Source organism: Paraburkholderia fungorum, assembly GCF_003610895.1.
GTDB lineage: Bacteria > Pseudomonadota > Gammaproteobacteria > Burkholderiales > Burkholderiaceae > Paraburkholderia > Paraburkholderia fungorum_B.
This window is the reverse complement of sequence record NZ_MCAS01000045.1, coordinates 26,741-47,457: the sequence shown is the minus strand read 5'-3', so window position 1 is coordinate 47,457 and position 20,717 is coordinate 26,741. Positions and strand designations below refer to the sequence as shown.

Below are 20,717 nucleotides of genomic sequence, written 5' to 3'. Positions count from 1 at the left end.
GCTCAGCTGACGGCATTTAGGGCGAGCTCTTACACTGACGCTTACATTCTGTGAATCGGAACCCCGGGCCGTCAATCTCAAGCATAGGACCGACTCCCGCCTACCCGCGAGCAATGGCGCAACTACTGGGGCAATCGTCAGGTTGGTGCGAAATCTGGGGATAGCCCGATGCAGAGCCGCTTGCAGCAAGGCTCGGCGGCTGTGCGGCTTGTACGCAGCCGGAGGTTGCGCAAGCTATTGATCAATACGGATCTTTCGAAACCAACCGCCAGAATTCGCACGGAAAGTACGACAACCCCGATGCTCAGTTGACAAGCTCGCACCAGTTTCAACGGTAAGCCGCCCATGTCAGAACCGTCCTTCGCACATGAAGTCAGCGACATAAGCGCAACCGCGATAACGGACACCGCGGGACGCAGCCAACCAGCAGCAGTTCGAGTCCAACGGGCATTCATGGCGCGAGTTTCATCCGTGTGTCACCATGCAACAAAGGTCCGCGAGTGACGCTCGTTCAGTCGTCGTCTTCATCAACGTTGGTGGCGATCACCTTTCCGTCTTCGTCGATGAGTAGCTCCTGCTTCTGGTTACCAGAACCCAGCGCGACGGCATAGCGGGTGGTACCCCTGGCGGACTGCCATTCGATTTCGCCAACGCTGCGGCCTTGTGCCTGTTGCTCGATCGTTGCCTTGACGGGCGCCGGAACCTGCGACAGGGCGATAGCTTCCTCATAGCGCGCTTCGGACGGCCTCTCCTTGCACCCGGGCGCCGCGAGGGCTGCGGCCATGACGAGGCTGGCAAGAGCCAGCGGATGAATACGAATCGACATGACATTCTCCCGGTTGTACAGCAATGCGCAGTCCACCCTGATCAAAGGCGTAGTGCCTCGAATCGTGTCGCCACCTGAGTCCAGTTGATGTTTCGCATGAAGGCATCCACATAGGCTGCAGCCTTCGCGCCGAAATCGATGTGGTACGAATGCTCGTACATGTCCAGCGCGAGAATCGGCGTGCCGTCAGCTAGCGTGTGAGCATGGTCGGACGCCCACTGGTTTGTGAGGCGACCGAGGCGTGGTGAGTAGCTCAACAGCATCCAGCCGGAGCCGCCGCCCAGCGCTTTGCCCATGGCTGTGAATTCGGCCGCCCACCGCTCGACGCTGCCGAAGTCCCGCGTGAGCGCCGCCTCGAAATCGCCGTTCACCGCGCCGTCGGCACCCAGGCTGTCGAAGTACGTCTCGTGCAGGATCATCGAATTCGCAGCGATCAGTTCTTCGCGCTTGAGTCCGTTAAGCACGAACACAGGCGCGCTGGTCACGTCGATCGCGGCGAGCTCCCCGGTGATCGCGTTCAGGCGTTTGACGGCGCCGCCGTAGTTGTTCTCGTAGTGGCTGACGATCAGCTTCTCAGACAGACCGGCGAGTCTGGCTGGATTGCAGGCCAAGGGTTTCATCTGAAAGGTCACGGACGTCTCCTGTTGCATCAAACGTGTTGTGCCGTCTCAACGCCTGGGATCGGACTTCGCGACTGCCCCGAATTTCCCTGACAGCCAGCGATCGAGCGACAACCTGCCGCTGCCGGCACCCAGCAACTCGCCAAGGAGCAGTGCGACGCCGAGATACATTGCGCCGTAGCCCCAGTCGCCTTGAGGCACGATTACGCTGTTCACGACATCCCGCAGCCAGGCGATTGAGTTCGCAGAATTGGCCACTGCTCGCACGGCGAAAATGGCCACCGCTGGATACCCCGCCAGCCTGATTCCCAGTCCAGCAACGAAGCTCATTCCAGCGAGGATCTCGACGGCGCGAAGGATCATGCCGACGGCAACCGCACCGGAAGACAACGCGGATTGGTCAACGTGATAGAACGTGAACAGTTGCTGGAGGCTGCCATCGATCAGGCAAAGCAGCAGCACGCCTACAGCAAACCGGGTCGGCACCGCCCACTGCGGCCCTTCCGTGCTGACCGCGGTGAGCCATCCTGATCTGGTCAGAAACCGCATGATTGTGTCCGTCGTCCGTAGCGAATCAGTCGGCTTCTGGCCGCTCGCGCGTAGACCGTTTCATGTCAGCCTCCGCACCAGCGACGCTGCCTGCATTCTGAGGGCCGCGTTGTCCCAGTTGACGAGGCTAAAAAGCTGATTGACGTATTCGTTACGCCTGTTCTGGTACTTCAGGTAATACGCGTGCTCAAAAACGTCGAGGATGAGCTGGATGCCCCAGGCAGTCAGCTTTTGATGGTTCTCGCACTGCAGGATCATGAGCTTGCCCGTCGCAGGATGGTAGCCAACGACACCCCAGCCGGATGCTTCCACTGCAATCGTTGCGGCAACCAGTTGGGCCTTGAACTTCGCGTACGAGCCGAAACTCCTGTCGATTGCTTTGGCCAGCTCGCCCTTCGTTTCACCGCCTTTGCCCGAGATGCTGGTCCAGTAAATGGTGTGCAGGATGTGGCTCGATAGCTGGAAGGCCAGTTCTTTCTCGTAGAGCTGCTGGTGCAGCAGCCCGGCGTCGGCGAAATACGGCTGCTCCAGCCAGCGCTCAACACGGTCAGCAAGCGATCGGTTGCCTTGATACAGCCACCGCATGTGCCCAACGCGCTAGCCTTCGCGTATTTGGGACTGCCCATCGAGAAGCTGATGCGGCTTCTCGCGCCGAGGACCGCTGATGCGCTCTGGAGCGCCGAGCAGATATTGCGAACTGGCAGTTGCGGCGCACTTCTCTTCTGGCAGCAACACATCCGGACGGATGCGCTGCGACGGCTGCACCTTGCAGCTCAGGCTACGGAGACACTCTTCGTGCTTGTCCGCCCCCTGGCCAGCGCAGTGGATGCGTCACCCGCCGGCTTGCGGCTGGGCGTGCGTCCTGCTGAAGGAGGACTGATCGTCGACATACTGAAACGAAAAGGTCCAGTCCGAAACGAGACGCTGTCTGTCACCCTCCAACCTTCACCGATTCTGCTGAGCCCCTATGGCCGTGTTCGTCGCCATTCACTTACCCCGGCTATCGCTGGAGGTGTTCCGTCCGAGGTGGTCGACTAGGGCGGAGCGTGGATGCGTCGTGCTCGAGCGGGAAACAGTCCTCATCGCCGATGCGATCGCGCGGGAGGCGGGTGTCGCCGTCGGCATGCGGCGTGGCGGGGTCATCACGCTCGCGCAGGACGCACTGGTGTATGACCGTGACCCTGCTCGCGAGCACGCCGTGCTGCTGGAAGTCGCGTATGCGGTCATGCGTTTTTCGCCAATGGTCGCGCAGTGTGCAGAAGACACGGTCCTCATGGATGTCACTGCGAGCATCCGGCTTTTCGGCGGTGTTCCACGCATCTGCCGCGCAATCAGACAAATCGTTGAGACCATTGGCGTCACGGGCCGCGTAGGCGTTGCGCCGACGGGACAAGGTGCGTGGCTGTTGTCGAAGCGGGGCAAGACGCGCGTGCTCAAAATGCGCTCGCTCGGACGCATCCTGGACACACTACCTTTCGAGGTCGTCACGGAGATGCGCCGCTACGCGGACTGGTTCAGTGGACTGGGATGCGTGTCCTGCTTGATCACCTCTGCGATGTAGCAAAGGATGCCATCAGGCGACTTGTCCAGGCTCATGCGCTCGGCTGCGTGTGCCCAGACCGAATTTTGCGCACGCGCCTCGCTGTAAATGATTTCGGCGGCTTTTCGCAGCGGAACACGCCCACCCCAGCTTAGATACCAGATACTCTCCAGCTTGCGACCGTAGCGGCCCGGCCAACGTAGCCACCTGAGAAACGCGACAAAGAGAAGCGCTCCTGCCACGCACCAGCAGACCCATGCCCACACCCGGCTATGCACATCACCAAGCGTCAATGCCGTGCCAGCCAGAAACATCAAGAAAGCTTGTATAGCTGGGTTCGCGAGCATCCCGGTCTCCTTGTCACCTCTGCTATGCGGATCATGCTCATGGCACGCTCGCCGATGTTTCCGGCGGCAACGTCAGCTTCGGCTGAACGTCTTGCTGGAAGATTGTCAGCGGGGCACGCCCGCTCGGTTTGTAGCCGATCTTCGCCAGATAGTGCAGTTGGCCAAAGGTGCGGGCAAAAGTCATTTTCCCTCCGTTGTTGGGACCCGATACAACGATCAGACGTTCTTCGCCATTGAGGTGGGAATCATTTTTGACGACGCACGCGTTTTCGCTTGTGAGCTTGTGCGCGAGCGTCAGATCGAACGTCTCGTCGCAGCGCACGGCTTTGTTGCTGGATGACATGCGCGGGTAGCAAAAACACAGGCCCGGACCTTTGCAGATATTGATGTAACTGCGGTACGCGAAGTAGAACTGGACTTCGCGGTCGAACGTCTGGATCGTGACATCGAGATAGCTCGCGTTGTTCGCGCGGTATGTGGCGAGCGCCATAAACTTTTGCGGGTACAGTTGCGCGACGAAATCCAGGACATGGGCTTCGACGTGATTCATGTCCAGCCAGTCGCGCAACTCGACGCGATGATCCTTGACCGCCCCCTGCTTGAATTTTTCGAAGATCCGCAGAACGTTGGCACTGTAGTCAATTTCCGCGTCGTAGTTGCGTACCGTGACGGCGTTTCCCTTGATGAGCACGCAATATCGAATCGCCGATAGGCGCCTCCTGAGATGGTCCGCGTCATGTGTGAGCGACTGAAAATGCTCCGATGCAACATATCCGGTCAGGTATCGATGAAACGCCCTGAGTCCTTTTGACTTGGGCGCTGCCAGCGGCAGATCCCGGGCAAAGGCCGCAAGTGTCTCGCAATAGACCACGATCGCTTCGAGGAACCACCACTCCTTCTGGAGCCGGTAGCGGAGTTTTTCCGCCTGTGCCAGGTGCTCGCGCATTTTGCGCATGCCGTGCGAGAAAACACTGATGCTGTCGAACACACCGGTATCGTCGAGATCCTGCATGACCTCGTGCCGATACGTAATCGCTTCCTCACGCGACAGCTCGGTATAAAAGAACGGCTTCAGGTTGTAGTCGCTCCATCCGATCGTGATTGCGGAGATTATCTGGTCGAGATTGAGATCACCAAAGAAACCTGGCTCCGGCACGTCATCGCGCTTTGGTCCGTCCTCTGGTTTTTTGAACAGGATGCTGTGGAAGACCATGCGTACCCCCTTCCTGCCTGACAGCCGCACACGCGCGCCTGCCACCAGATTCCGTCGACCGCGTGAAACAATGGTTCCACACGGTGGGATGGAGCCTGGCAGAGATTCCGACATCCGATTACGCGCGCGACTGCAATCGGTGAGGCGGACAGACGTGATCGGTACGGTGATGAAAACTGGGAGGGGACGCCAGTTTGACGATGGCGCGCGCTTCAGACAAACGAAGCAAGTCGAGCGTGCCCACAGTGCCCTAACCCAGACCTGTAGGCATCGTTAGCCCCTGCGGGCGGTTATGGAGGAATGCCATCTCCAATTCGATTCTCAGTCAACGCCGTGCATTACGTGGATACAAGCCGCTGGCGAAGTCGGCCACGCCACGCAGACCTGCAGGAAAGCGACAAGCAGGTTTGTCTCGTAAGAAGTGCTCTTGACAGGCCAACAGGGCATTCGTTTCAGTCACATTTCAATGTCCGTACCGCAGCGTTGCCTGATGTTGGCGGACGTCCATTTCAGCATCACAGACTGTGTCTATCAGCTGCCCGACCGTGACCCTCGCTTGATGGCAGACTCGGTCGTCTGCCCCCGAACTTGATAGCGTATGTGCTCCCTCAGGCAACGCGGGCAACTATCGTCACGACGGCTCATCGGCGAGCGCATACCGTAGGCCTTCAGCGCGCGCTGGAACAGTGCGCTGCAGTACTGGGCGCATTTTTCACACAGGGTTATACGCAGAAAAAGTGGATAACTATGGAAATCACAAGGATGCCAGACCGACATGAGCACACCAGTGGGCCGGATGCGGGCGCATGTGCTCTCGGCGGTCGCGGAATTCGAAAGGAGCTTATTCGGGAACGAATCCGCTCGGACCCGGCGCAATGCGCGCGCCTGAGGCAAGCGCCTCGGCCGACCCAACGCGACACCGCGCCTCGTGAACGAGTGCTTGTCCCTTCCCTGATCGGGCAAGGAATGATCCACCAGGAGGCGGCCGAGCACCCTGCGGGAGCATTTCCACGGTAACGCGCGCCTGACAGTCGAGAAACCGGCTGGTGAAGCCATCCCCCAGAATGGCGCGCTCCCCGAGGCCGACTAAGCTTACGGCGGACCCCGATGACCTGATGTGCACGCGATCCGGGTCACGCCGCACCTAAGGCGCTCAGATCTTCAGACGCGTGACCTTGGTGCCTTCCAGTGAGACACCGGCCATCAGGCCGGCATTGGTCAGCACGAAGGCCTCGACCGGCGCGGTCGCCGTCGATGTGTCTATATTGCCGTTCGCGCCGACCTTCATCACGGCGACCGTCGCGTCAACGCCGGCGGCCCAGCCTTCGCTGTTGCGGAACCGGTCCAGCGCATCCTGCGTCATGAACAGGAAAATGATCGCCTTGGACTGCGCGCCGATCTGCAGGCCAAACGAGCCGCCGGCCGTGCTGTAATAACCAGCCGTCTGGCCGCTGATTCGCAACGCACCTTCGCCGTACTGGCCGCCGATCCAGAAGCCGGCCTGGATCACCGACGGGAAGACCAGCACGCCGCGGGCTTTCGCGACCAGTTCGCGCGACCCGTTGGCAGTTGAATACAGGCGCGCCAACGTCGAATCGACATCAGCATTGATCGACTGTCGTTTCCCGGCGTTGCCCGCCGTGCCCGACGCAGACTTCGGCGAAGTGGTCGTACAGCCGGCGAGCCCGAGGCTGCCGGTCGCCAGCACCGCACTCGTGGCCATAATGAACTGTCTCCTGCGCATGATTATTCTCCTGTGATTTCAAAAGCGAGGTGCGAGGTCCAACCAGCACCTTTTCGTACTTCGTTAACAGACCTGCCAGGCCACGGTCAATCGACCTGGCGCGCGTGGCAGGCTATCGGCGCGCCGCACACAACCGTCCCACGGTTGTGAGAAAAACCTGCATAGGGACAGGTTTTTGCAGACAGACGTCCCATGCGTTGCCGGTTTTCTGTGAGAGCGGCGCGGAGGTATGGACAAAAATCGGCACACGCGCCAACTCCGGGTGAGCCCGCATCCGGCGACACAGCTCCGCCCCGTCCAACAGGGGCATCATCCAGTCGGTGATGACGAGATCAGGCACGCGCTGCCTGAGACACTCCAGCGCCTCGGCGCCGTTGCCTGCGCAACGTACGTCATATCCTTCCCCGCTTAGTATGAAATGCCACACCGCGAGGAGGTCAGGGTCATCATCGACGAGCAGGATTGAATACATACCGGCCCTACCTTCGGGTTATGCTTTCTTTAACTTCTCCCATCTATCACGACGGCGCAAAACTTGTTCCTGGCATGCGACTAAATGAAAATGGTGTACGTCCCGTCAGGCAACGTTACCGGACCGGTTTTCCCCGACTAACCTGTTCCCGTCATCGTGACGCGAGTGCAGGTTGCGGGGACGCCCGCACATTCGAAGTAGCGCGGAGCGCTCACCCGCGGCTGTCGAAACATCATTCTGCGAACAACGATCATGACTGACTCGCGAGTAGCACCCCTGCGCGGCTTTGCCGGACTCCTGCGCCAGCAGCGGACAAGCCTGACGGAAAAATGGATGCACGCGGTGGCGGCCGATGCTGACCTCGTCGAGGCCGACAAGCTGACCTACGAGCAGCTCGCCGATCATCTTCCGGAAATCCTCGGCGGGATCTGCACCGCACTCGAAGCGCAGGACCTGGAGCCGGTGGAACGGGCGATTGAGCACGACGCCCGGATGCATGCACGGGTCCGGTGGCGACAGGGCTATCGCATTGACGAACTCGTTCACGAGCTGGAACTGTTCCGGCAGGTGCTGGCGGACGCGGTCGAGGCGTTTGCGGAGTCGGATGACGCGTTTACGAGGCGTCACGAAGGGCGTGCGCGGCGGCTGATTGATGAGGCACTCGCTTTTGTCACCGTGGCATCCATCCGGGAAGTCGTCACCGAGCGCGACCGGAAGATCGACGAATACACCGGCAGTCTTGAGCGGGCTAACCATGAACTGACGCTGAAACAGCGGCTGGTGAGCGATCTCTACGAGTCGCGCATGCAGATCACCCGCAGCGTGGTGCACGACCTGCGCAACTTCCTGAACGCGTTCTCGGTCGCGCTGCAGCTGATATCCCGCGCCCCATCAAAGGCGGATGCCGGAATTGCGCTCGCCACCCGGCAGGCTGCCGACATGAAACAACTGGTGGACGACATGGTGGAGTACTCGGTCGTTCTAGGCGACAACGCACCGCTCGCCGTCGAGCAGTTCGGCCTGCACGAGCTCTTCGAAGAGCTGGTCGCGGCTTGCCGGCCAGGTATTGAGGCAAAAGGGTTGCGTCTGTCGGCTTACTGCGACGCTGGCGAGATAACGGTGCTGTCGAACCGCCTCAAGGTGAAACAGGTGGCTCTCAACCTGCTGTCCAATGCGACCAAGTACACGAAGGCTGGTGAAATTCAAATGGCGATGGGCAACTCCGCAGAGGGTAGCTGGTATCTACGTGTCACCGACTCCGGTGTCGGCATTGCCGTGCCCGACCAGCGACGCGTATTTGAGGAGTTCCAACGGGTCGCTGGCGACGACATACCGGGGGTGGGCCTCGGGCTGGCTATTGTCAGGGAGCTTTGCCGGGCTCTTGAAGGCCGCATCCATTTCGAGTCCCGCGAGGGACACGGCACGACCTTTGAAATCCGGTTCCCTGTCGAGACACGCCACAAAAGCCAGGGCGCATCTCCGACGTAATCGTTAAGATAACCATCGTATCTTGAGGCGCCAGTTTTCTGCCTGAACTGGCAGATATGAAAGCACGTCACCCTTTCCAAATGGCGACGCGGTACCGATTCGCGGCCTCGCCTTCAGATGATCGGGGATCTCTCGGGCATCGGGGACAAACCTTACGAAGCCCCGGTGCGCAGGTCCAGTTCCGCTGTTGTGCGCTCCAGCTCCTGCACGATCATCGCCTCATCGGGCAACACCGTCTGGTATTCCGCCGCGAGAATCTTGTTCGGCAGATTGTCCAGCGCGTAGTGTGCTTCGGCCGCACCTTTTTCGGCGCAAAGGATCAGACCGACGGGTGGATTCTCCCCAGGCTTCATCCAGTGCTCACGCGCGTAGTTCAGATAGAGATGCATCTGCCCGGCGTCCGCATAGCTGAAGCGACCAACCTTGAGATCGATGATGACCAGGCATCTCAACCGTCGATGGAAAAACACCAGATCGACCCTGAACCACCTGTCGTCGATTCTCAGGCGGCGCTGCCGGCCGACGAAAGCGAAGTCGTCGCCGAGTTCCAGCAGGAAATCCGCCAGATGCAGAATCAGCGCCTCCTCAAGATCCGACTCCGAGTACTCGTCCCTGATGTCGAGAAACTCGAGGACGAACGGGTCGCGAATCGCCTCCTCTGCCGTGGGGAGATCACCCGGCTGGACATCAGCGGCTTTCCTGAGCAGGGCCGCCTTGTTGTGCGACAACGCCAGACGCTCGTAAAGCTGACTACCGATCTGGCGGTCGAGTTGGCGCACCGACCAGCCTTCGCGCAACGCCTCTGCTTCATAGAAAGCGCGAGCGGCCGCCGTCTTCACTGAAAGCAGGCGCACATAGGCGGACCGCTGCAACGTAAAACGGGTGGCTAGCGCCATGTAATCGGGCGTCGTTGCCATGCAGTCAACGACGCCTTTCGCTGGCAGCGATTTTCCAGACGGCGTCTGGACATTTTCAGGATCTGCAGATTTTCCAGACACTGTCTGGAAAATCTCCGCCGCCGGCCAGGCGACATAAAAGGCGCGCATGCTGGCCAGATTGGCCCGGCCGAAGCCACGTCCGAAACGGCGCGCCAGGTCGTCCGCGAGCCGGGCGATCAGCGCCTGTCCGTAGCCGGCGCGCGCCTGCCCGCCCTGCTCACTGGCGACGATCCGTCGCCCGATCTCCCAGTAGGCGGCGGTCATCACGGCATTGACGTTTCGTGCCGCCGTGCGCCGCGCCGACTCGACGACGCTGACTACTTCCTTGTGCAGGCCGGCGTAGTCGCCGGCCGCGATTGCCACCTTCGTCATGACGCGTTGACGGCACCTGTTTCGTTTATCGGTGCCAGCGGGGAAGGTCCGATGTCCGCGTTTATACCGATGGAATAGATGGAAATGTGCCGTGGGCGGTATGTCGGTCGCGGCAAATCGCGCAGGATCGGCTCAGGTTTGCTCAGGTTCGCTGCGTGACTTCGCGAACCGCTTCGATCAGCTTGCGGGCGGCCGGCGACGGTTCGGCCGCTGCTCGCGTTGTCAGACCGATTGCGCGCTCGGTGTCGGGCAGTGCAACGTCCAGAATCACCAGTTGTCCGGTCTCAATTTCGTAATAGACCTGCTGCGCTGACAGAACGGCAAGCATGTCCGTACGCAACAGGAGACCGCGAAACATCGCGAGATCCGCTGTTTCGATCGCGGCCACCGGCGCCCCCAGCGTCATACGCACGAACAGCGTATCGAGAATCGAACGCGCCGGCGTGTGGTTGCGCGGTAAAACCCACTCTGCGTCAGCCAACTGCCGTAACTTGAGTCCCCGCCTGCCGGCGAGCGGATGATCAGCCCGGGCGAGCACGACCATGTCGTCCGACATCAGCGGTTCGCCATGCAGCCCGCTCGCGGCATCGGTGGGACGCAGCGCGCCGAGAATAAAGTCGATGTCGCCGGCGCGCAGCCTCGCCACGAGCGTCTCGTAGGCGCTTTCGTCGGTGGTAATGCGCACACCCGGATAGTCACGCCTGACACGCGCCACCGCCTCCGGAACGATCAACGTGCGGCTGCGCGGTAACGCGCCGACCGCAGCGTGACCACGGATAACGCCGCGCACGGCGGCGATGTCGTCCGGGATGTGGCGCAGTTCGTTAAGCGCGCGCCGCACGTGCGGTGCGAAAATTTCGCCCTCGCGGGTGAGCTGCACGCCTCGTGCCGTACGATGAAACAGAGAAATATCAGCACCGTTCTCAAGAATCCGCACTGCGCTGCTGACGGCCAGCTGGCTGACCCCGAGGGCCTGCGCCGCACTCGGCATATGCTGATGGCGCACGAGAGCCACGAATAACTGCAGGCGCCGCGTGTTCAGCAAGTAGGAAGGTATCGAGCCTGAAGTGAAGGTTCGTACGCGCGTCTGGCGCGTCGCGCACCATTGCGCGAGTGCATGCAATTCCGCGAAGATGCGCCGGCTGCGCTCGTCGACGGCATGGCCGACCGAGGTAGCAGCATGCCCGATGGCCGACGTTCCAGCAGCCGTTCGCCGAGCGTTTCCTCGAGTTCCCGCACGGAGCGCGTCACGGCCGATTGCGCGCGAAAGAGCAGCGCCGCTGCCCGGCTTGCACTGCCGTGTTCGACGACAATGGTGAACACTCGCAGTTGGGCGAGATTGAGCAGTTCGGCGGTCGGCGACGTCGAGTTGGCCAAGAGAGCGGACGTGCGAAGTAAACGCCGGGTCAGGCAGCGGTGCCGTAGAGCGGCAATATTTTCAATTCGAGCATGGCGATCGCCTGAATGGCAAGTTGCGACAGCGTGTGCTTGCTACTGGTTGCGATTGCAAGACGGCTGAAGAGCGTCGGCTCGGTAATGCGGATTACCTGGAAGCGCCGCTTGAGCGCATCGCTCGTAGTCGCATTAAGCGATAACACCGCATAGCCGATGCCTTCGCTTACGAGGTCGAGAATGGAGGTCACTGCATCGACCTCCAGTTCGATCCGCAATCTTACGCCCTGTTCTGCGGCGGCCGCCTCAACCATCCGTCTGATCGCGTGCATGCGGCCGGGGATGATGAGCGGGTAGCGCACGATTTCCCGCAGCGTGATCGTTGTTGTGGACTCGCCTACTGCCTCTGTGGGTGTATCGCCGTTGTCCGAGCCGATCAGAAACAGTTCTTCAGTAAAGATCGTTCGCTTGTCGATCAACGGCGTATCGCATGTGTCGTACAGGACGGCGACGTCGATGCGGCCCATCATCAGCCATTCGATCAGATAAGTGGACAAGCCCTGAGCCACCGAGATGGTCGCGCCGGGAAACGAGGAGCGAAAGCCACGCACGAGTTCATGCGTAGCGACCCTGGCGAAGCTCGGGGTAATGCCAATGGCGAAATGGCCGCCGAGCGCACCGTGCAGCTCGTCCAAGTCCTGCGAGGCGCGCTGCACCTGTTGCAGGATACCTTTGGCATGCGCGAGCATTCGCTGGCCCGCCGGCGTCAACGTCACTCCGCGGCCGGTCCGCTCAAGCAGCGTATGCCGCAATTCCACCTCCAGATGCCGCACCAGCCGGCTTAAGGCAGGCTGGTTAGTGTCGAGCGTAGTCGCAGCGCGCGTGAAGCTGCCAAGTTCAGCGACGTGAACAAAGGCCTCGAGCTGCTTCAGGTCCATATTTCGCGGCTCATGTGAAATTCACATATCAGGTAGGCGGGTATTGCGATTGTAGCGAGTCATACTCGCCGCCACAATACGTACAGCCACAGATAGCCGCGCTCCGCGGCAATGACATCGAGACGACGCTCATGAAATCCTGCCTGCCGCCCGATCCTCACCCCGTTCAACCAGCTCAGCGTCTGCCTGCCAGCGCCTGCGATGCGCACTGCCACGTGTTCGGCCCCGCGGACGTCTTTCCCTACGCGTCCGACCGTAGCTACACGCCACCCGACGCTCCGTTCGAGCGTCTTGTTGCTCTGCATGATTTTCTCGGTGCGAGCCGCGGCGTAATCGTGCAGGCAAGTTGCCACGGCACCGACAACACCGCGATGCTGGATGCGATTGAGCGCGGCAACGGACGCTATCGCGGCGTTGCGATCGTCGACGGCGACGTCACCGACAAACAACTGGCGGACCTCGACGCGCGCGGCGTGCGCGGCGTGCGCTTCAATTTCGTCGCGCATCTGGGCGGTGCGCCCGATCTGGACGTTTTCGACCGCGTGCTAGAACGTATCGAGCGGCTCGGCTGGCACGTCGTACTGCACCTCGACGCACAGGACATTTTGCAATACGCCGAGCGGATCGCACGCATCAAGGTGCCATTCGTGATCGATCACATGGGACGCGTGCGCGCCGAAGCCGGAGTCGACCAGCAGCCGTTCCGCCAGCTTCTGGAACTGATGCGCAATCCGCTCGCATGGGTCAAGGTGTGCGGAGCGGAGCGGGTCTCCGCAGGGCGCCGTCCATTCGACGATGCGATTCCGTTCGCGCGCACGCTCATCGAAGCCGCTCCCGGCCGTGTGCTGTGGGGCACCGACTGGCCGCATCCGAACATCAGCAAGGATATGCCGAACGACGGCGAACTGGTCGATCTGCTGTTCCGCTTTTGCCCTGACGCGGCGCTGCGCGAACAATTGCTCGTAACGAACCCGGCGCGGCTTTACGGATTCTGAGCGAACCACTCCCTTCACTCACTTTTGAACTGCCACACCAAGAATGGCAGTCAGGCGGAAATCCGGAATCAACCGGCCTTCCGCTCACCATTCGAATCAGGAGACAACGATGACCAATATGCATCGTCACGTGGCCAAAGCAGCCCCTTTGGCTGATCAGGGAACATCGTCATGAACGACAGTGCCGTGATGACGCCCCCCGCGCGGAGCGTGAGGAAACCTTTCTATCGCACGCTGTATTTCCATGTCTTACTCGCTATTCTGCTCGGCGTGCTGCTCGGTCATTTCGCGCCGTCGCTCGCCGTGCAGATGAAGCCGCTCGGCGACGCGTTCATCAAGCTGGTCAAGATGGTGATCGGCCCGATCATCTTCTGCACCGTCGTCACCGGCATGGCCGGCATGGGCGACATCAAGAAGGTCGGACGTGTCGGCGGCAAAGCGCTGCTCTATTTCGAAATTGTATCGACCCTGTCGCTCGTGATCGGACTAGTGGCCGGACACCTGTTTCATCCCGGCACCGGCTTCAATCTGAATCCCGCGACGATCGATACCAAAGCGCTCGCCGGATTCACGACTGCCGCGCACGAACAGAACACGGTCGAGTTTCTGATGCACATCATTCCCGACACGGTCGTCAGTGCGTTCTCGACTGGTAACGTGCTGCAGATTCTGCTGATCTCGGTACTGTTTGGCGCCGCGCTTGCGGCTACGGGTGAATATGGCCGGCCACTGGTTCGCATGATCGACCGGTTTGCCCAGACCTTTTTCGGCATCGTTCATATCATCATGAAGGTCGCGGCGATCGGCGCGTTTGGATCGATCGCGTTCACGGTCGGCACCTTTGGGATCGGCGCCGTATTGCCGTTGCTCAAGCTGATCGGGACGTTCTACCTGACGCTCGCCTTCTTTGTGCTGGTGGTGCTCGGCATTATTTCCCGGTTACTCGGCTTCAGCATCCTGCGCTTCCTGAGCTATATCCGCGAGGAAATCCTGATCGTGCTCGGCACAAGTTCGTCCGAGGCCGCGCTGCCGCGGATGCTCGAAAAACTCGAACGGCTGGGGTGCTCGAAATCGGTGGTGGGACTGGTGATTCCAGCCGGCTATTCGTTCAACCTCGATGGCACCAACATCTATCTGACGATGGCCGTGCTGTTCATCGCGCAGGCCTTCAACATCGAACTCACCCTGACGCAGCAGCTGACGCTCGTGGGCGTGGCGATGCTGACATCAAAAGGTGCCAGCGGTGTGGCTGGCGCGGCGTTTGTGATGCTGACATCGACATTGATGGTGTTCCCGATTATTCCCGTGTCCGGCATGGTGCTGATTCTCGGGATTCACCGCTTCATGGGAACGGGACTCGCGGTTGCCAATACCATCGGCAACGGCGTCGCCACGCTGGTGGTGTCCGCCTGGGAGCATGAGCTTGACCGTTCGAAAATGAACGCCGAAATGTCGTGCCGTCACACCGAATGACTGGCTAGCCGGCGAGAAAAATTCTCGTGTGTTTCGCTGTCTGCGCGCGCTACCGGTGCACGCAGCCGGGAACACTCGTACATAAAACTACAAACTGGTTTGGAGATAAAACATGATGTCACTAAAAAACGGCGGCAACCGCCTGCTCCTGAAACTCAACGCTGCATGTCTGGGCACGGCATTGCTCGCGGCCAGCGGGTTCGTCGCAAGTACCGCGTACGCCGACGATTCGCAGGCAGCCGCCGGCGCAGCGACGATGTCAGGCTCCGCAGTTCAGTTGTACGGACTAGTCGGTATGTATCTCGACAGTTCAAAACTGAGCACGACGCGAGCAAGCACGGTACAGCTTGGCGGCGGCGGGATGACAACGTCGTTCTGGGGCATGCGTGGCCGGGAGGACATTGGCGGCGGCAATGCGGTGTTTTTCGCTCTCGAAAGTTTTTTCAGGCCTAACACGGGGCAGATGGGACGCAACACGACGGATGGCCTGTTTTCCCGCAATGCGTATGTCGGCCTGACCGGCGCATATGGCACGTTCAAGTTCGGCGAGCAGACCAATCCAACTTACCTCAATCAGATCCTCGTCAATCCCTTCGGTGGATCGGTGGTGTTTTCGCCCTTGATCGTGCAGTCATACACGGCGAGCTACAGCAATACGCAGATCGGTGACACCGTTTGGGACAACGCCATCGAGTATGTTTCGCCCAGCTACGGCGGCCTCACGGGCACTGCGATCTATGGCGTCAGCAGCACCACGGGCCAACAGGGGAAGGACAACATCGGTTTGCATCTGACGTACGTGAATGGGCCGCTCACCGCGGTGTTCTCGGCGCAGCGTGTACGAACGGCGGCGGTCGCGCCGTCGAGCGGTCAGTATCTTTATCTCGCAGGCGCTGCGTACGATGCAAAGCTCGTCAAGCTCTATGGGGCTGCGCAGATGACAAGCAACAACGATGTCGAGACCGGCTCGCATACATATGAGCTAGGGGTTTCCGTACCGTTGTCACCGTCAAACGTGATCCTTGCCGAATGGGCGCGCACGAAGCACAGCGCACCGTTGAACCATAGCAACGTACGCAACACCGGCTCTATTGCATACGACTACATTCTGTCCAAGCGCACCTATGTGTATGTGGTCTATTCCTATGACAAGCTGACGGCCAATCCATCGGGCAGTACATACGGTGTCGGCATGCAGCATACGTTTTAGGGCGCGGCGACTCTGCAGCCAAAAAAGGCTCGCTAACAAAGTCGGCGCGCATGGCATTCGCATCATCGCGCCGATAACTCAACCAGTTTTTTTGGAGCGACGATGATCATCGACATTCACGGCCACTACACCACCGCGCCGAAGACGTTGGAGACGTGGCGCAATCGCCAGATTGCGGGCATCAAGAGTCCTTCTGAGATGCCCAGGGTTTCCGAGTTGGAGATTGGGGACGACGAGTTGCGCGAATCGATCGAAAGCAACCAGTTGCGGTTGATGCGCGAGCGCGGCCTCGATCTGACCATTTTCAGCCCGCGTGCGAGCTTCATGGCACATCACATTGGCAACTTCGAAGTATCGAGCACCTGGGCCGCCATCTGTAACGAACTCTGCTACCGGGTGAGCCAGCTCTTTCCGGAGCACTTTATTCCGGCTGCGATGCTTCCGCAGAGCCCGGGCGTGGACGTCGCTACATGCATTCCTGAACTGGTGAAGTGTGTCGAGCAGTACGGCAACGTAGCGATCAACCTGAATCCGGACCCGTCCGGCGGCCACTGGACCAGCCCGCCACTGTCCGACCGCTACTGGTACCCGATCTACGAGAAGATGGTCGAGTATGGCATTCCCGCGATGATTCATGTGAGCACGAGCTGCAACGCGTGTTTCCACACCACCGGCGCACATTATCTGAACGCGGACACGACTGCCTTCATGCAGTGCCTGACGTCGGCCCTGTTCCGCGACTTCCCAACCTTGCGCTTTGTGATCCCGCATGGCGGCGGCGCTGTGCCGTACCACTGGGGTCGCTTTCGCGGGCTCGCCCAGGAGCTGAAGAAGCCGCTACTGGCCGAGCATCTGCTCAACAACGTCTTCTTCGATACCTGCGTCTATCACCAGCCGGGCATAGACCTTCTTACGCGCGTGATTCCCGTGGACAACATTCTGTTTGCGAGCGAGATGATTGGCGCGGTGCGTGGCATTGACCCGGAGACCGGCAACTATTTCGACGACACGAAGCGGTATATCGAGGCGGCGCACATCGATGCAGATGAACGGTACAAGATTTACGAGGGTAACGCGCGACGTGTCTACCCGCGTCTGGATGCAGCATTGAAAGCGAAGGGACATTGATCATGTACGAACTTGGCGTTGTGTATCGCAACATTCAGCGGGCAGACGGCGGCGTCGCCGCGAAGCTCGGTGCTCTCGGAACTGCCACGGTACACGAGGCAATGGGGCGTACTGGACTGATGAAACCCTATATGCGTCCGATCTATAGCGGCACGCAGGCGAGCGGCACGGCCGTCACGGTCCTGCTCCAGCCGGGCGACAACTGGATGCTGCACATCGCGGCGGAGCAGCTCCAGCCGGGCGACATCGTCGTTGCCGCGGTGACGACCGACTCCACCGACGGTTTTTTCGGCGACCTGCTGGCGACGAGCTTCAAGGCGCGCGGTGCGCAAGGGCTCATCATCGATGGGGGCGTGCGCGACGTGCGCGTGCTGGCGGAGATGAACTTTCCTGTATGGAGCAAGGCGATTTCGTCCAGGGGGACGGTCAAGGCAACGCTCGGATCCGTGAACATTCCCGTCGTGTGCGCCGGGGCGCTGGTGAATCCTGGAGACGTCGTCGTCGCCGATGACGATGGTGTGGTCGTGGTGCCCGCAGCATTGGCGACGCAGGTGCTCGAAAAGGCAGCCGCGCGTGAAGCCAGCGAAGGCGAGAAGCGCGCGAAGCTGGCCGCCGGCGTACTCGGCCTGGATATGTACAAGATGCGCGAGCCGTTGCAACAGGCTGGACTGCGCTATATCGACTGAAAAGGCGAAGAACATGGCCATCGGTCAAACCATGAGTGAGCAGATCACCGGCATCTCCTCGATGGCCACGCGCCAGGTGCTGGCCGAGTTGGTCGAAGAATACGGGCGCCTATCGGGGCGGCGAGTTGTCATCGACTCGGTCGGCGGGGTTGTCGCTGCCCGGCGCGTCCAGGAAGGTGAGCCGTTCGATATCGTCGTGCTTGCGACCGACGCGCTCGACCGGCTTGCCGCAGCCGGCCGGATCGATCCGGCCAGTCGGATCGACCTGGTCCGTTCGGGCGTGGCGATTGCGGTAGCAACTGGCGCGCCGCGGCCCGAGATCGCCACTGAAGCCGCGTTGCGCGACGCCATTCTGGCCGCGCGTAGTATCGGCTACTCGACGGGCCCAAGCGGTTCACACCTGGGCCGCCTGTTCGAACGCTGGGGCATCGCCGAGACCATTGCACCGCGCATCGTGCAGGCGCCCCCTGGTGTTCCGGTCGGCACACTCGTCGCGCGCGGGGATGTCGAGCTCGGTTTCCAGCAATTGAGTGAGTTAATGCACCTGCCGGGCATCGATGTCATCGGTCCTTTGCCCCCCGAAGTGCAGATCATCACTACCTTTTCGGCGGCCATATGCACGGCATCCCGACAAAGAGATGCCCCGAGGGCATTGCTCTCATTTCTGGCCTCCCCCGCGGCCGCCTCCGCCAAGCTTCGTCACGGCATGGAGCCGGCATGACAGGGTGTCCTCGGATGATTCATTTCGTCGAACGGGCAACTGACACCCGTTCGGCGTATCGCAAGCCATCTATGCGTCGGCCTGGAGCGGCATATCGATTGCATTTATTTGCCCGTTCCGGACGGTGAGTTCTCCCTGCAACCCAGCCGAGACCTGTCGAGCAGGTTTGTTTAAACGCTGCCGCCCCTATCGCGATAACTCATAGATCAAGATTGCATGAAACTCGCCACCAAACTCTGGATTTCAACTGCGTTGCTGCTTGTGCTGATTTTCGGCATCGTTGGCTTGTCGATGTGGCGCTTCGCGAGCATGGAAGCGCAACGTGACAGCTCGCCAAAGATGCTGTCAGAGAAAGTGACTGCTGCCTGCGTCTGGTCGAAACTTGCGGACATTGCGCACGCAGGTAATGGTTATTAGTGCCGATCCCGTGTTATCGGATGTCTTCAGCAAGGACAATGGCGCGACGATTGCCCAGATCGCCCCGGGTGCAGAGTACGATAGCCGCCCTCGCACACACCCCCGCTGATCAGAAGCAGCTCGACACTATCGCCGGGTTGCGCAAGCAGGTGCTGGCAACTCGTGACAAGATCGTGGCAATGCGGTCCAACGAGGCCAGGAAGCTAGCGGCACTGGACATGTTGAACGAGAAATACATGCCAGATCAGGCTGCTTACGGTGAGGCGATAAGGACATTCGTCGCACTGCAGGAGCAGCAGCTGGCTATGGCCCAGGCAGGTATCGAACGTCAGCGTTACGTCATGGTTGTGACGACAGCGATGCTTCTGGTAACTCTCGCGCTGGACGTGCTGACCGGTGCTGCCGTACTGATCCGGTCAATCCGCAGGCCTTTGCTCGAAGTCAATCACCTGGCGGCGAGAATTGCGCAAGGTGATCTGAACGCGGAGTTGACGGTGACCCGGGTCGACGAATTCGGCGATCTGATGAAGTCCACCCTCGCAATGAGCCGCTCGCTCGAGGGCATCGTTCAGCGCATTCGTGCCGCGGCAGAGAGTATCGGTACCGCATCGAGCCCGATTGCACATGGCAATCTCGACCTTTCGCAGCGCACGGAGCAGCAGGCAGCGTCGCTCGAAGAGACGGCGGCCAGTATGGAAGAGTTGACTGGCACGGTGAGGCAGAACACCGACAATGCGCAGCAGGCCGGCATGCTTGCGTTGAGCGCCGCCGGCACGGCCGAGCGGGGCAACGCGGTCGTGAGCCGCGTTGTCGCCACGATGGCCGAAATCAGTCAGAGTTCGGCAAAGATCAGCGACATCATCGGGATTATCGAAGGCATTGCATTCCAGACCAACATCCTCGCGCTCAATGCGGCGGTCGAAGCTGCCCGGGCCGGAGAACAGGGTCGCGGGCGAAGTGCGCACGCTCGCACAACGCTCGTTGTCTGCCGCAAAGGAAATCAAGGATTTGATTGAAAAGTCCGCAGAACGTGTACAAGCCGGAAGTCTGCTGGTTGGGGAGGCCGGCCAACGGATGAATGAGATCGATACGAGCGTGCGGCGCGTGACAGATATCATGGGTGAGATATCCGCCGCTTCAGCCGAGCAACAAACCGGTATTGAACAGGTTGCACTGGCGGTCACGCAGATGGACGAAGTGACCCAGCAGAACGCCGCGCTCGTCGAAGAGGCGGCATACGGCCGCGCAGTCACTTGAGGAACAGGGGCGCGACCTGAAGGCGACCGTTGCGGCATTTAAATTGTCAGAATATGAGGGGCGACTTTAGAAAGCGGAATTTAAACCACGTTTGGCCGATTTCATATCGCTGGCTGAGACCGCGAGCAGATCTTGGCCCGACCAGGAGGGCCGTCAAGAAACGCGCTTTTTCGTTCGCTTAGGCCGACCAGCCATCAGCGGACATCAGTCTCGCGTAGCTCTTCGCCTCGCTGCAATGATGCAATCAACGGACACGACACATTACCCCTGCGCAAACGGCACGCGCACACGAACTGGGTGAGGACCGCTTCCAAGCACCCGAGATCGGCGAGCTTGTCCTGAATATCTCGGGGCTTGTGCTCGGTGAGGCTGCTCGCCTCGTCATCGTGCG

General features: G+C 60.4%; 19 protein-coding genes, 2 pseudogenes and 1 riboswitch. Of the genes and pseudogenes, 11 read left to right on the top strand and 10 right to left on the bottom strand.

The window, feature by feature from the left end:
• Positions 1–511 precede the first annotated feature (511 nt).
• The 4 genes from BCY88_RS31350 to BCY88_RS31335 are packed head-to-tail and all read right to left on the bottom strand — an operon-like array spanning position 512 to position 2,580.
• Entirely contained in the window at positions 512–826 is a 315-nt protein-coding gene (locus tag BCY88_RS31350) for a hypothetical protein (protein ID WP_120348023.1), read from the bottom strand.
• A gap of 41 nt (positions 827–867) precedes the next feature.
• Positions 868–1,458: a superoxide dismutase gene (locus BCY88_RS31345; protein ID WP_259461569.1), complete on the bottom strand. Its 591-nt coding sequence runs from the start codon at positions 1,456–1,458 to the stop codon at positions 868–870.
• A 36-nt stretch (positions 1,459–1,494) separates the two neighbouring features.
• On the bottom strand, positions 1,495–1,995 hold the full coding sequence (locus BCY88_RS31340; protein WP_120348022.1) for a hypothetical protein: 501 nt from the start codon (positions 1,993–1,995) through the stop codon (positions 1,495–1,497).
• Between the two features lie 60 nt (positions 1,996–2,055).
• Positions 2,056–2,580: a superoxide dismutase gene (locus tag BCY88_RS31335; RefSeq protein WP_259461568.1), complete on the bottom strand. Its 525-nt coding sequence runs from the start codon at positions 2,578–2,580 to the stop codon at positions 2,056–2,058.
• Between BCY88_RS31335 and imuA the strand changes: the two genes are divergently transcribed.
• Both imuA and BCY88_RS31325 read left to right on the top strand, forming a co-directional pair.
• Positions 2,488–3,033 (top strand): translesion DNA synthesis-associated protein ImuA, encoded by a 546-nt coding sequence (gene imuA / locus BCY88_RS31330; protein WP_259461567.1) that lies wholly within the window; start codon positions 2,488–2,490, stop codon positions 3,031–3,033. The genes BCY88_RS31335 and imuA overlap by 93 nt on opposite strands.
• Before the next feature lie 19 nt (positions 3,034–3,052).
• Complete coding sequence (locus BCY88_RS31325; protein WP_259461566.1) at positions 3,053–3,556, top strand: Y-family DNA polymerase; 504 nt, start codon at positions 3,053–3,055, stop codon at positions 3,554–3,556.
• A gap of 363 nt (positions 3,557–3,919) precedes the next feature.
• Here the strand turns inward: BCY88_RS31325 and BCY88_RS31315 are convergent, their stop codons facing one another.
• From BCY88_RS31315 to BCY88_RS31300, 3 genes are all read right to left on the bottom strand, one after another.
• Positions 3,920–5,095 carry a P-loop NTPase family protein gene (locus tag BCY88_RS31315; protein WP_120348019.1) on the bottom strand — a complete coding sequence of 392 codons (1,176 nt, stop codon included), beginning with the start codon at positions 5,093–5,095 and terminating at the stop codon, positions 3,920–3,922.
• A 257-nt stretch (positions 5,096–5,352) separates the two neighbouring features.
• Positions 5,353–5,415: riboswitch (Fluoride riboswitch) on the bottom strand.
• 833 nt (positions 5,416–6,248) lie between these two features.
• Positions 6,249–6,839: a BPSL1445 family SYLF domain-containing lipoprotein gene (locus tag BCY88_RS31305; RefSeq protein ID WP_120348017.1), complete on the bottom strand. Its 591-nt coding sequence runs from the start codon at positions 6,837–6,839 to the stop codon at positions 6,249–6,251.
• A gap of 112 nt (positions 6,840–6,951) precedes the next feature.
• Complete coding sequence (locus tag BCY88_RS31300) at positions 6,952–7,311, bottom strand: response regulator (protein ID WP_120348016.1); 360 nt, start codon at positions 7,309–7,311, stop codon at positions 6,952–6,954.
• 252 nt (positions 7,312–7,563) lie between these two features.
• Here BCY88_RS31300 and BCY88_RS31295 point away from each other — a divergent pair, with 252 nt between their 5' ends.
• On the top strand, positions 7,564–8,799 hold the full coding sequence (locus tag BCY88_RS31295; RefSeq protein WP_120348015.1) for a sensor histidine kinase: 1,236 nt from the start codon (positions 7,564–7,566) through the stop codon (positions 8,797–8,799).
• 152 nt (positions 8,800–8,951) lie between these two features.
• On the opposite strand, the gene BCY88_RS31290 is transcribed toward BCY88_RS31295, so the two are convergent.
• From BCY88_RS31290 to BCY88_RS31280, 3 genes and pseudogenes are all read right to left on the bottom strand, one after another.
• Positions 8,952–10,109, bottom strand: a complete 1,158-nt coding sequence (locus BCY88_RS31290; protein WP_120348014.1) for a PDDEXK nuclease domain-containing protein — start codon at positions 10,107–10,109, stop codon at positions 8,952–8,954.
• Positions 10,110–10,251: 142 nt separating this feature from the next.
• Positions 10,252–11,519 (bottom strand): annotated as a pseudogene (locus tag BCY88_RS31285) (LysR family transcriptional regulator).
• Positions 11,516–12,439 (bottom strand): LysR family transcriptional regulator, encoded by a 924-nt coding sequence (locus BCY88_RS31280; RefSeq protein WP_120348013.1) that lies wholly within the window; start codon positions 12,437–12,439, stop codon positions 11,516–11,518. Before BCY88_RS31280 ends, BCY88_RS31285 begins: the two are co-directional and overlap by 4 nt.
• A 131-nt stretch (positions 12,440–12,570) precedes the next feature.
• Between BCY88_RS31280 and BCY88_RS31275 the strand changes: the two genes are divergently transcribed.
• The 8 genes and pseudogenes from BCY88_RS31275 to BCY88_RS40745 all read left to right on the top strand — a co-directional run bounded on the left by BCY88_RS31275 (position 12,571) and on the right by BCY88_RS40745 (position 20,326).
• Positions 12,571–13,434 (top strand): amidohydrolase family protein, encoded by an 864-nt coding sequence (locus BCY88_RS31275; RefSeq protein ID WP_120348012.1) that lies wholly within the window; start codon positions 12,571–12,573, stop codon positions 13,432–13,434.
• Positions 13,435–13,644: 210 nt separating this feature from the next.
• On the top strand, positions 13,645–14,907 hold the full coding sequence (locus BCY88_RS31270) for a dicarboxylate/amino acid:cation symporter (RefSeq protein WP_183081504.1): 1,263 nt from the start codon (positions 13,645–13,647) through the stop codon (positions 14,905–14,907).
• A 115-nt stretch (positions 14,908–15,022) separates the two neighbouring features.
• Positions 15,023–16,117, top strand: coding sequence for a porin (locus tag BCY88_RS31265; protein ID WP_120348234.1), 1,095 nt, complete (start codon positions 15,023–15,025; stop codon positions 16,115–16,117).
• Between the two features lie 102 nt (positions 16,118–16,219).
• On the top strand, positions 16,220–17,245 hold the full coding sequence (locus tag BCY88_RS31260; protein ID WP_120348010.1) for an amidohydrolase family protein: 1,026 nt from the start codon (positions 16,220–16,222) through the stop codon (positions 17,243–17,245).
• Positions 17,246–17,247: 2 nt separating this feature from the next.
• Positions 17,248–17,931 carry a 4-carboxy-4-hydroxy-2-oxoadipate aldolase/oxaloacetate decarboxylase gene (ligK, locus tag BCY88_RS31255; protein ID WP_120348009.1) on the top strand — a complete coding sequence of 228 codons (684 nt, stop codon included), beginning with the start codon at positions 17,248–17,250 and terminating at the stop codon, positions 17,929–17,931.
• A gap of 13 nt (positions 17,932–17,944) precedes the next feature.
• On the top strand, positions 17,945–18,652 hold the full coding sequence (locus BCY88_RS31250) for a substrate-binding domain-containing protein (protein WP_259461565.1): 708 nt from the start codon (positions 17,945–17,947) through the stop codon (positions 18,650–18,652).
• A 216-nt stretch (positions 18,653–18,868) separates the two neighbouring features.
• Positions 18,869–19,069: a hypothetical protein gene (locus tag BCY88_RS31245; RefSeq protein ID WP_120348008.1), complete on the top strand. Its 201-nt coding sequence runs from the start codon at positions 18,869–18,871 to the stop codon at positions 19,067–19,069.
• A 20-nt stretch (positions 19,070–19,089) separates the two neighbouring features.
• Positions 19,090–20,326, top strand: a pseudogene (locus BCY88_RS40745) (methyl-accepting chemotaxis protein).
• Positions 20,327–20,717 lie beyond the last annotated feature (391 nt).

Excerpts from the sequence above, each read along its gene's own strand:
- BCY88_RS31350 (WP_120348023.1), bottom strand. The coding sequence starts at position 826 with ATGTCGATTCGTATTCATCCGCTGGCTCTTGCCAGCCTCGTCATGGCC.
- BCY88_RS31340 (WP_120348022.1), bottom strand. The coding sequence starts at position 1,995 with ATGCGGTTTCTGACCAGATCAGGATGGCTCACCGCGGTCAGCACGGAA.
- BCY88_RS31335 (WP_259461568.1), bottom strand. The coding sequence starts at position 2,580 with ATGCGGTGGCTGTATCAAGGCAACCGATCGCTTGCTGACCGTGTTGAG.
- BCY88_RS31315 (WP_120348019.1), bottom strand. The coding sequence starts at position 5,095 with ATGGTCTTCCACAGCATCCTGTTCAAAAAACCAGAGGACGGACCAAAG.
- BCY88_RS31305 (WP_120348017.1), bottom strand. The coding sequence starts at position 6,839 with ATGCGCAGGAGACAGTTCATTATGGCCACGAGTGCGGTGCTGGCGACC.
- BCY88_RS31300 (WP_120348016.1), bottom strand. The coding sequence starts at position 7,311 with ATGTATTCAATCCTGCTCGTCGATGATGACCCTGACCTCCTCGCGGTG.
- BCY88_RS31295 (WP_120348015.1), top strand. The coding sequence starts at position 7,564 with ATGACTGACTCGCGAGTAGCACCCCTGCGCGGCTTTGCCGGACTCCTG.
- BCY88_RS31290 (WP_120348014.1), bottom strand. The coding sequence starts at position 10,109 with ATGACGAAGGTGGCAATCGCGGCCGGCGACTACGCCGGCCTGCACAAG.
- BCY88_RS31280 (WP_120348013.1), bottom strand. The coding sequence starts at position 12,439 with ATGGACCTGAAGCAGCTCGAGGCCTTTGTTCACGTCGCTGAACTTGGC.
- BCY88_RS31275 (WP_120348012.1), top strand. The coding sequence starts at position 12,571 with ATGAAATCCTGCCTGCCGCCCGATCCTCACCCCGTTCAACCAGCTCAG.
- BCY88_RS31265 (WP_120348234.1), top strand. The coding sequence starts at position 15,023 with ATGTCACTAAAAAACGGCGGCAACCGCCTGCTCCTGAAACTCAACGCT.
- BCY88_RS31260 (WP_120348010.1), top strand. The coding sequence starts at position 16,220 with ATGATCATCGACATTCACGGCCACTACACCACCGCGCCGAAGACGTTG.
- ligK (WP_120348009.1), top strand. The coding sequence starts at position 17,248 with ATGTACGAACTTGGCGTTGTGTATCGCAACATTCAGCGGGCAGACGGC.
- BCY88_RS31250 (WP_259461565.1), top strand. The coding sequence starts at position 17,945 with ATGGCCATCGGTCAAACCATGAGTGAGCAGATCACCGGCATCTCCTCG.
- BCY88_RS31245 (WP_120348008.1), top strand. The coding sequence starts at position 18,869 with ATGAAACTCGCCACCAAACTCTGGATTTCAACTGCGTTGCTGCTTGTG.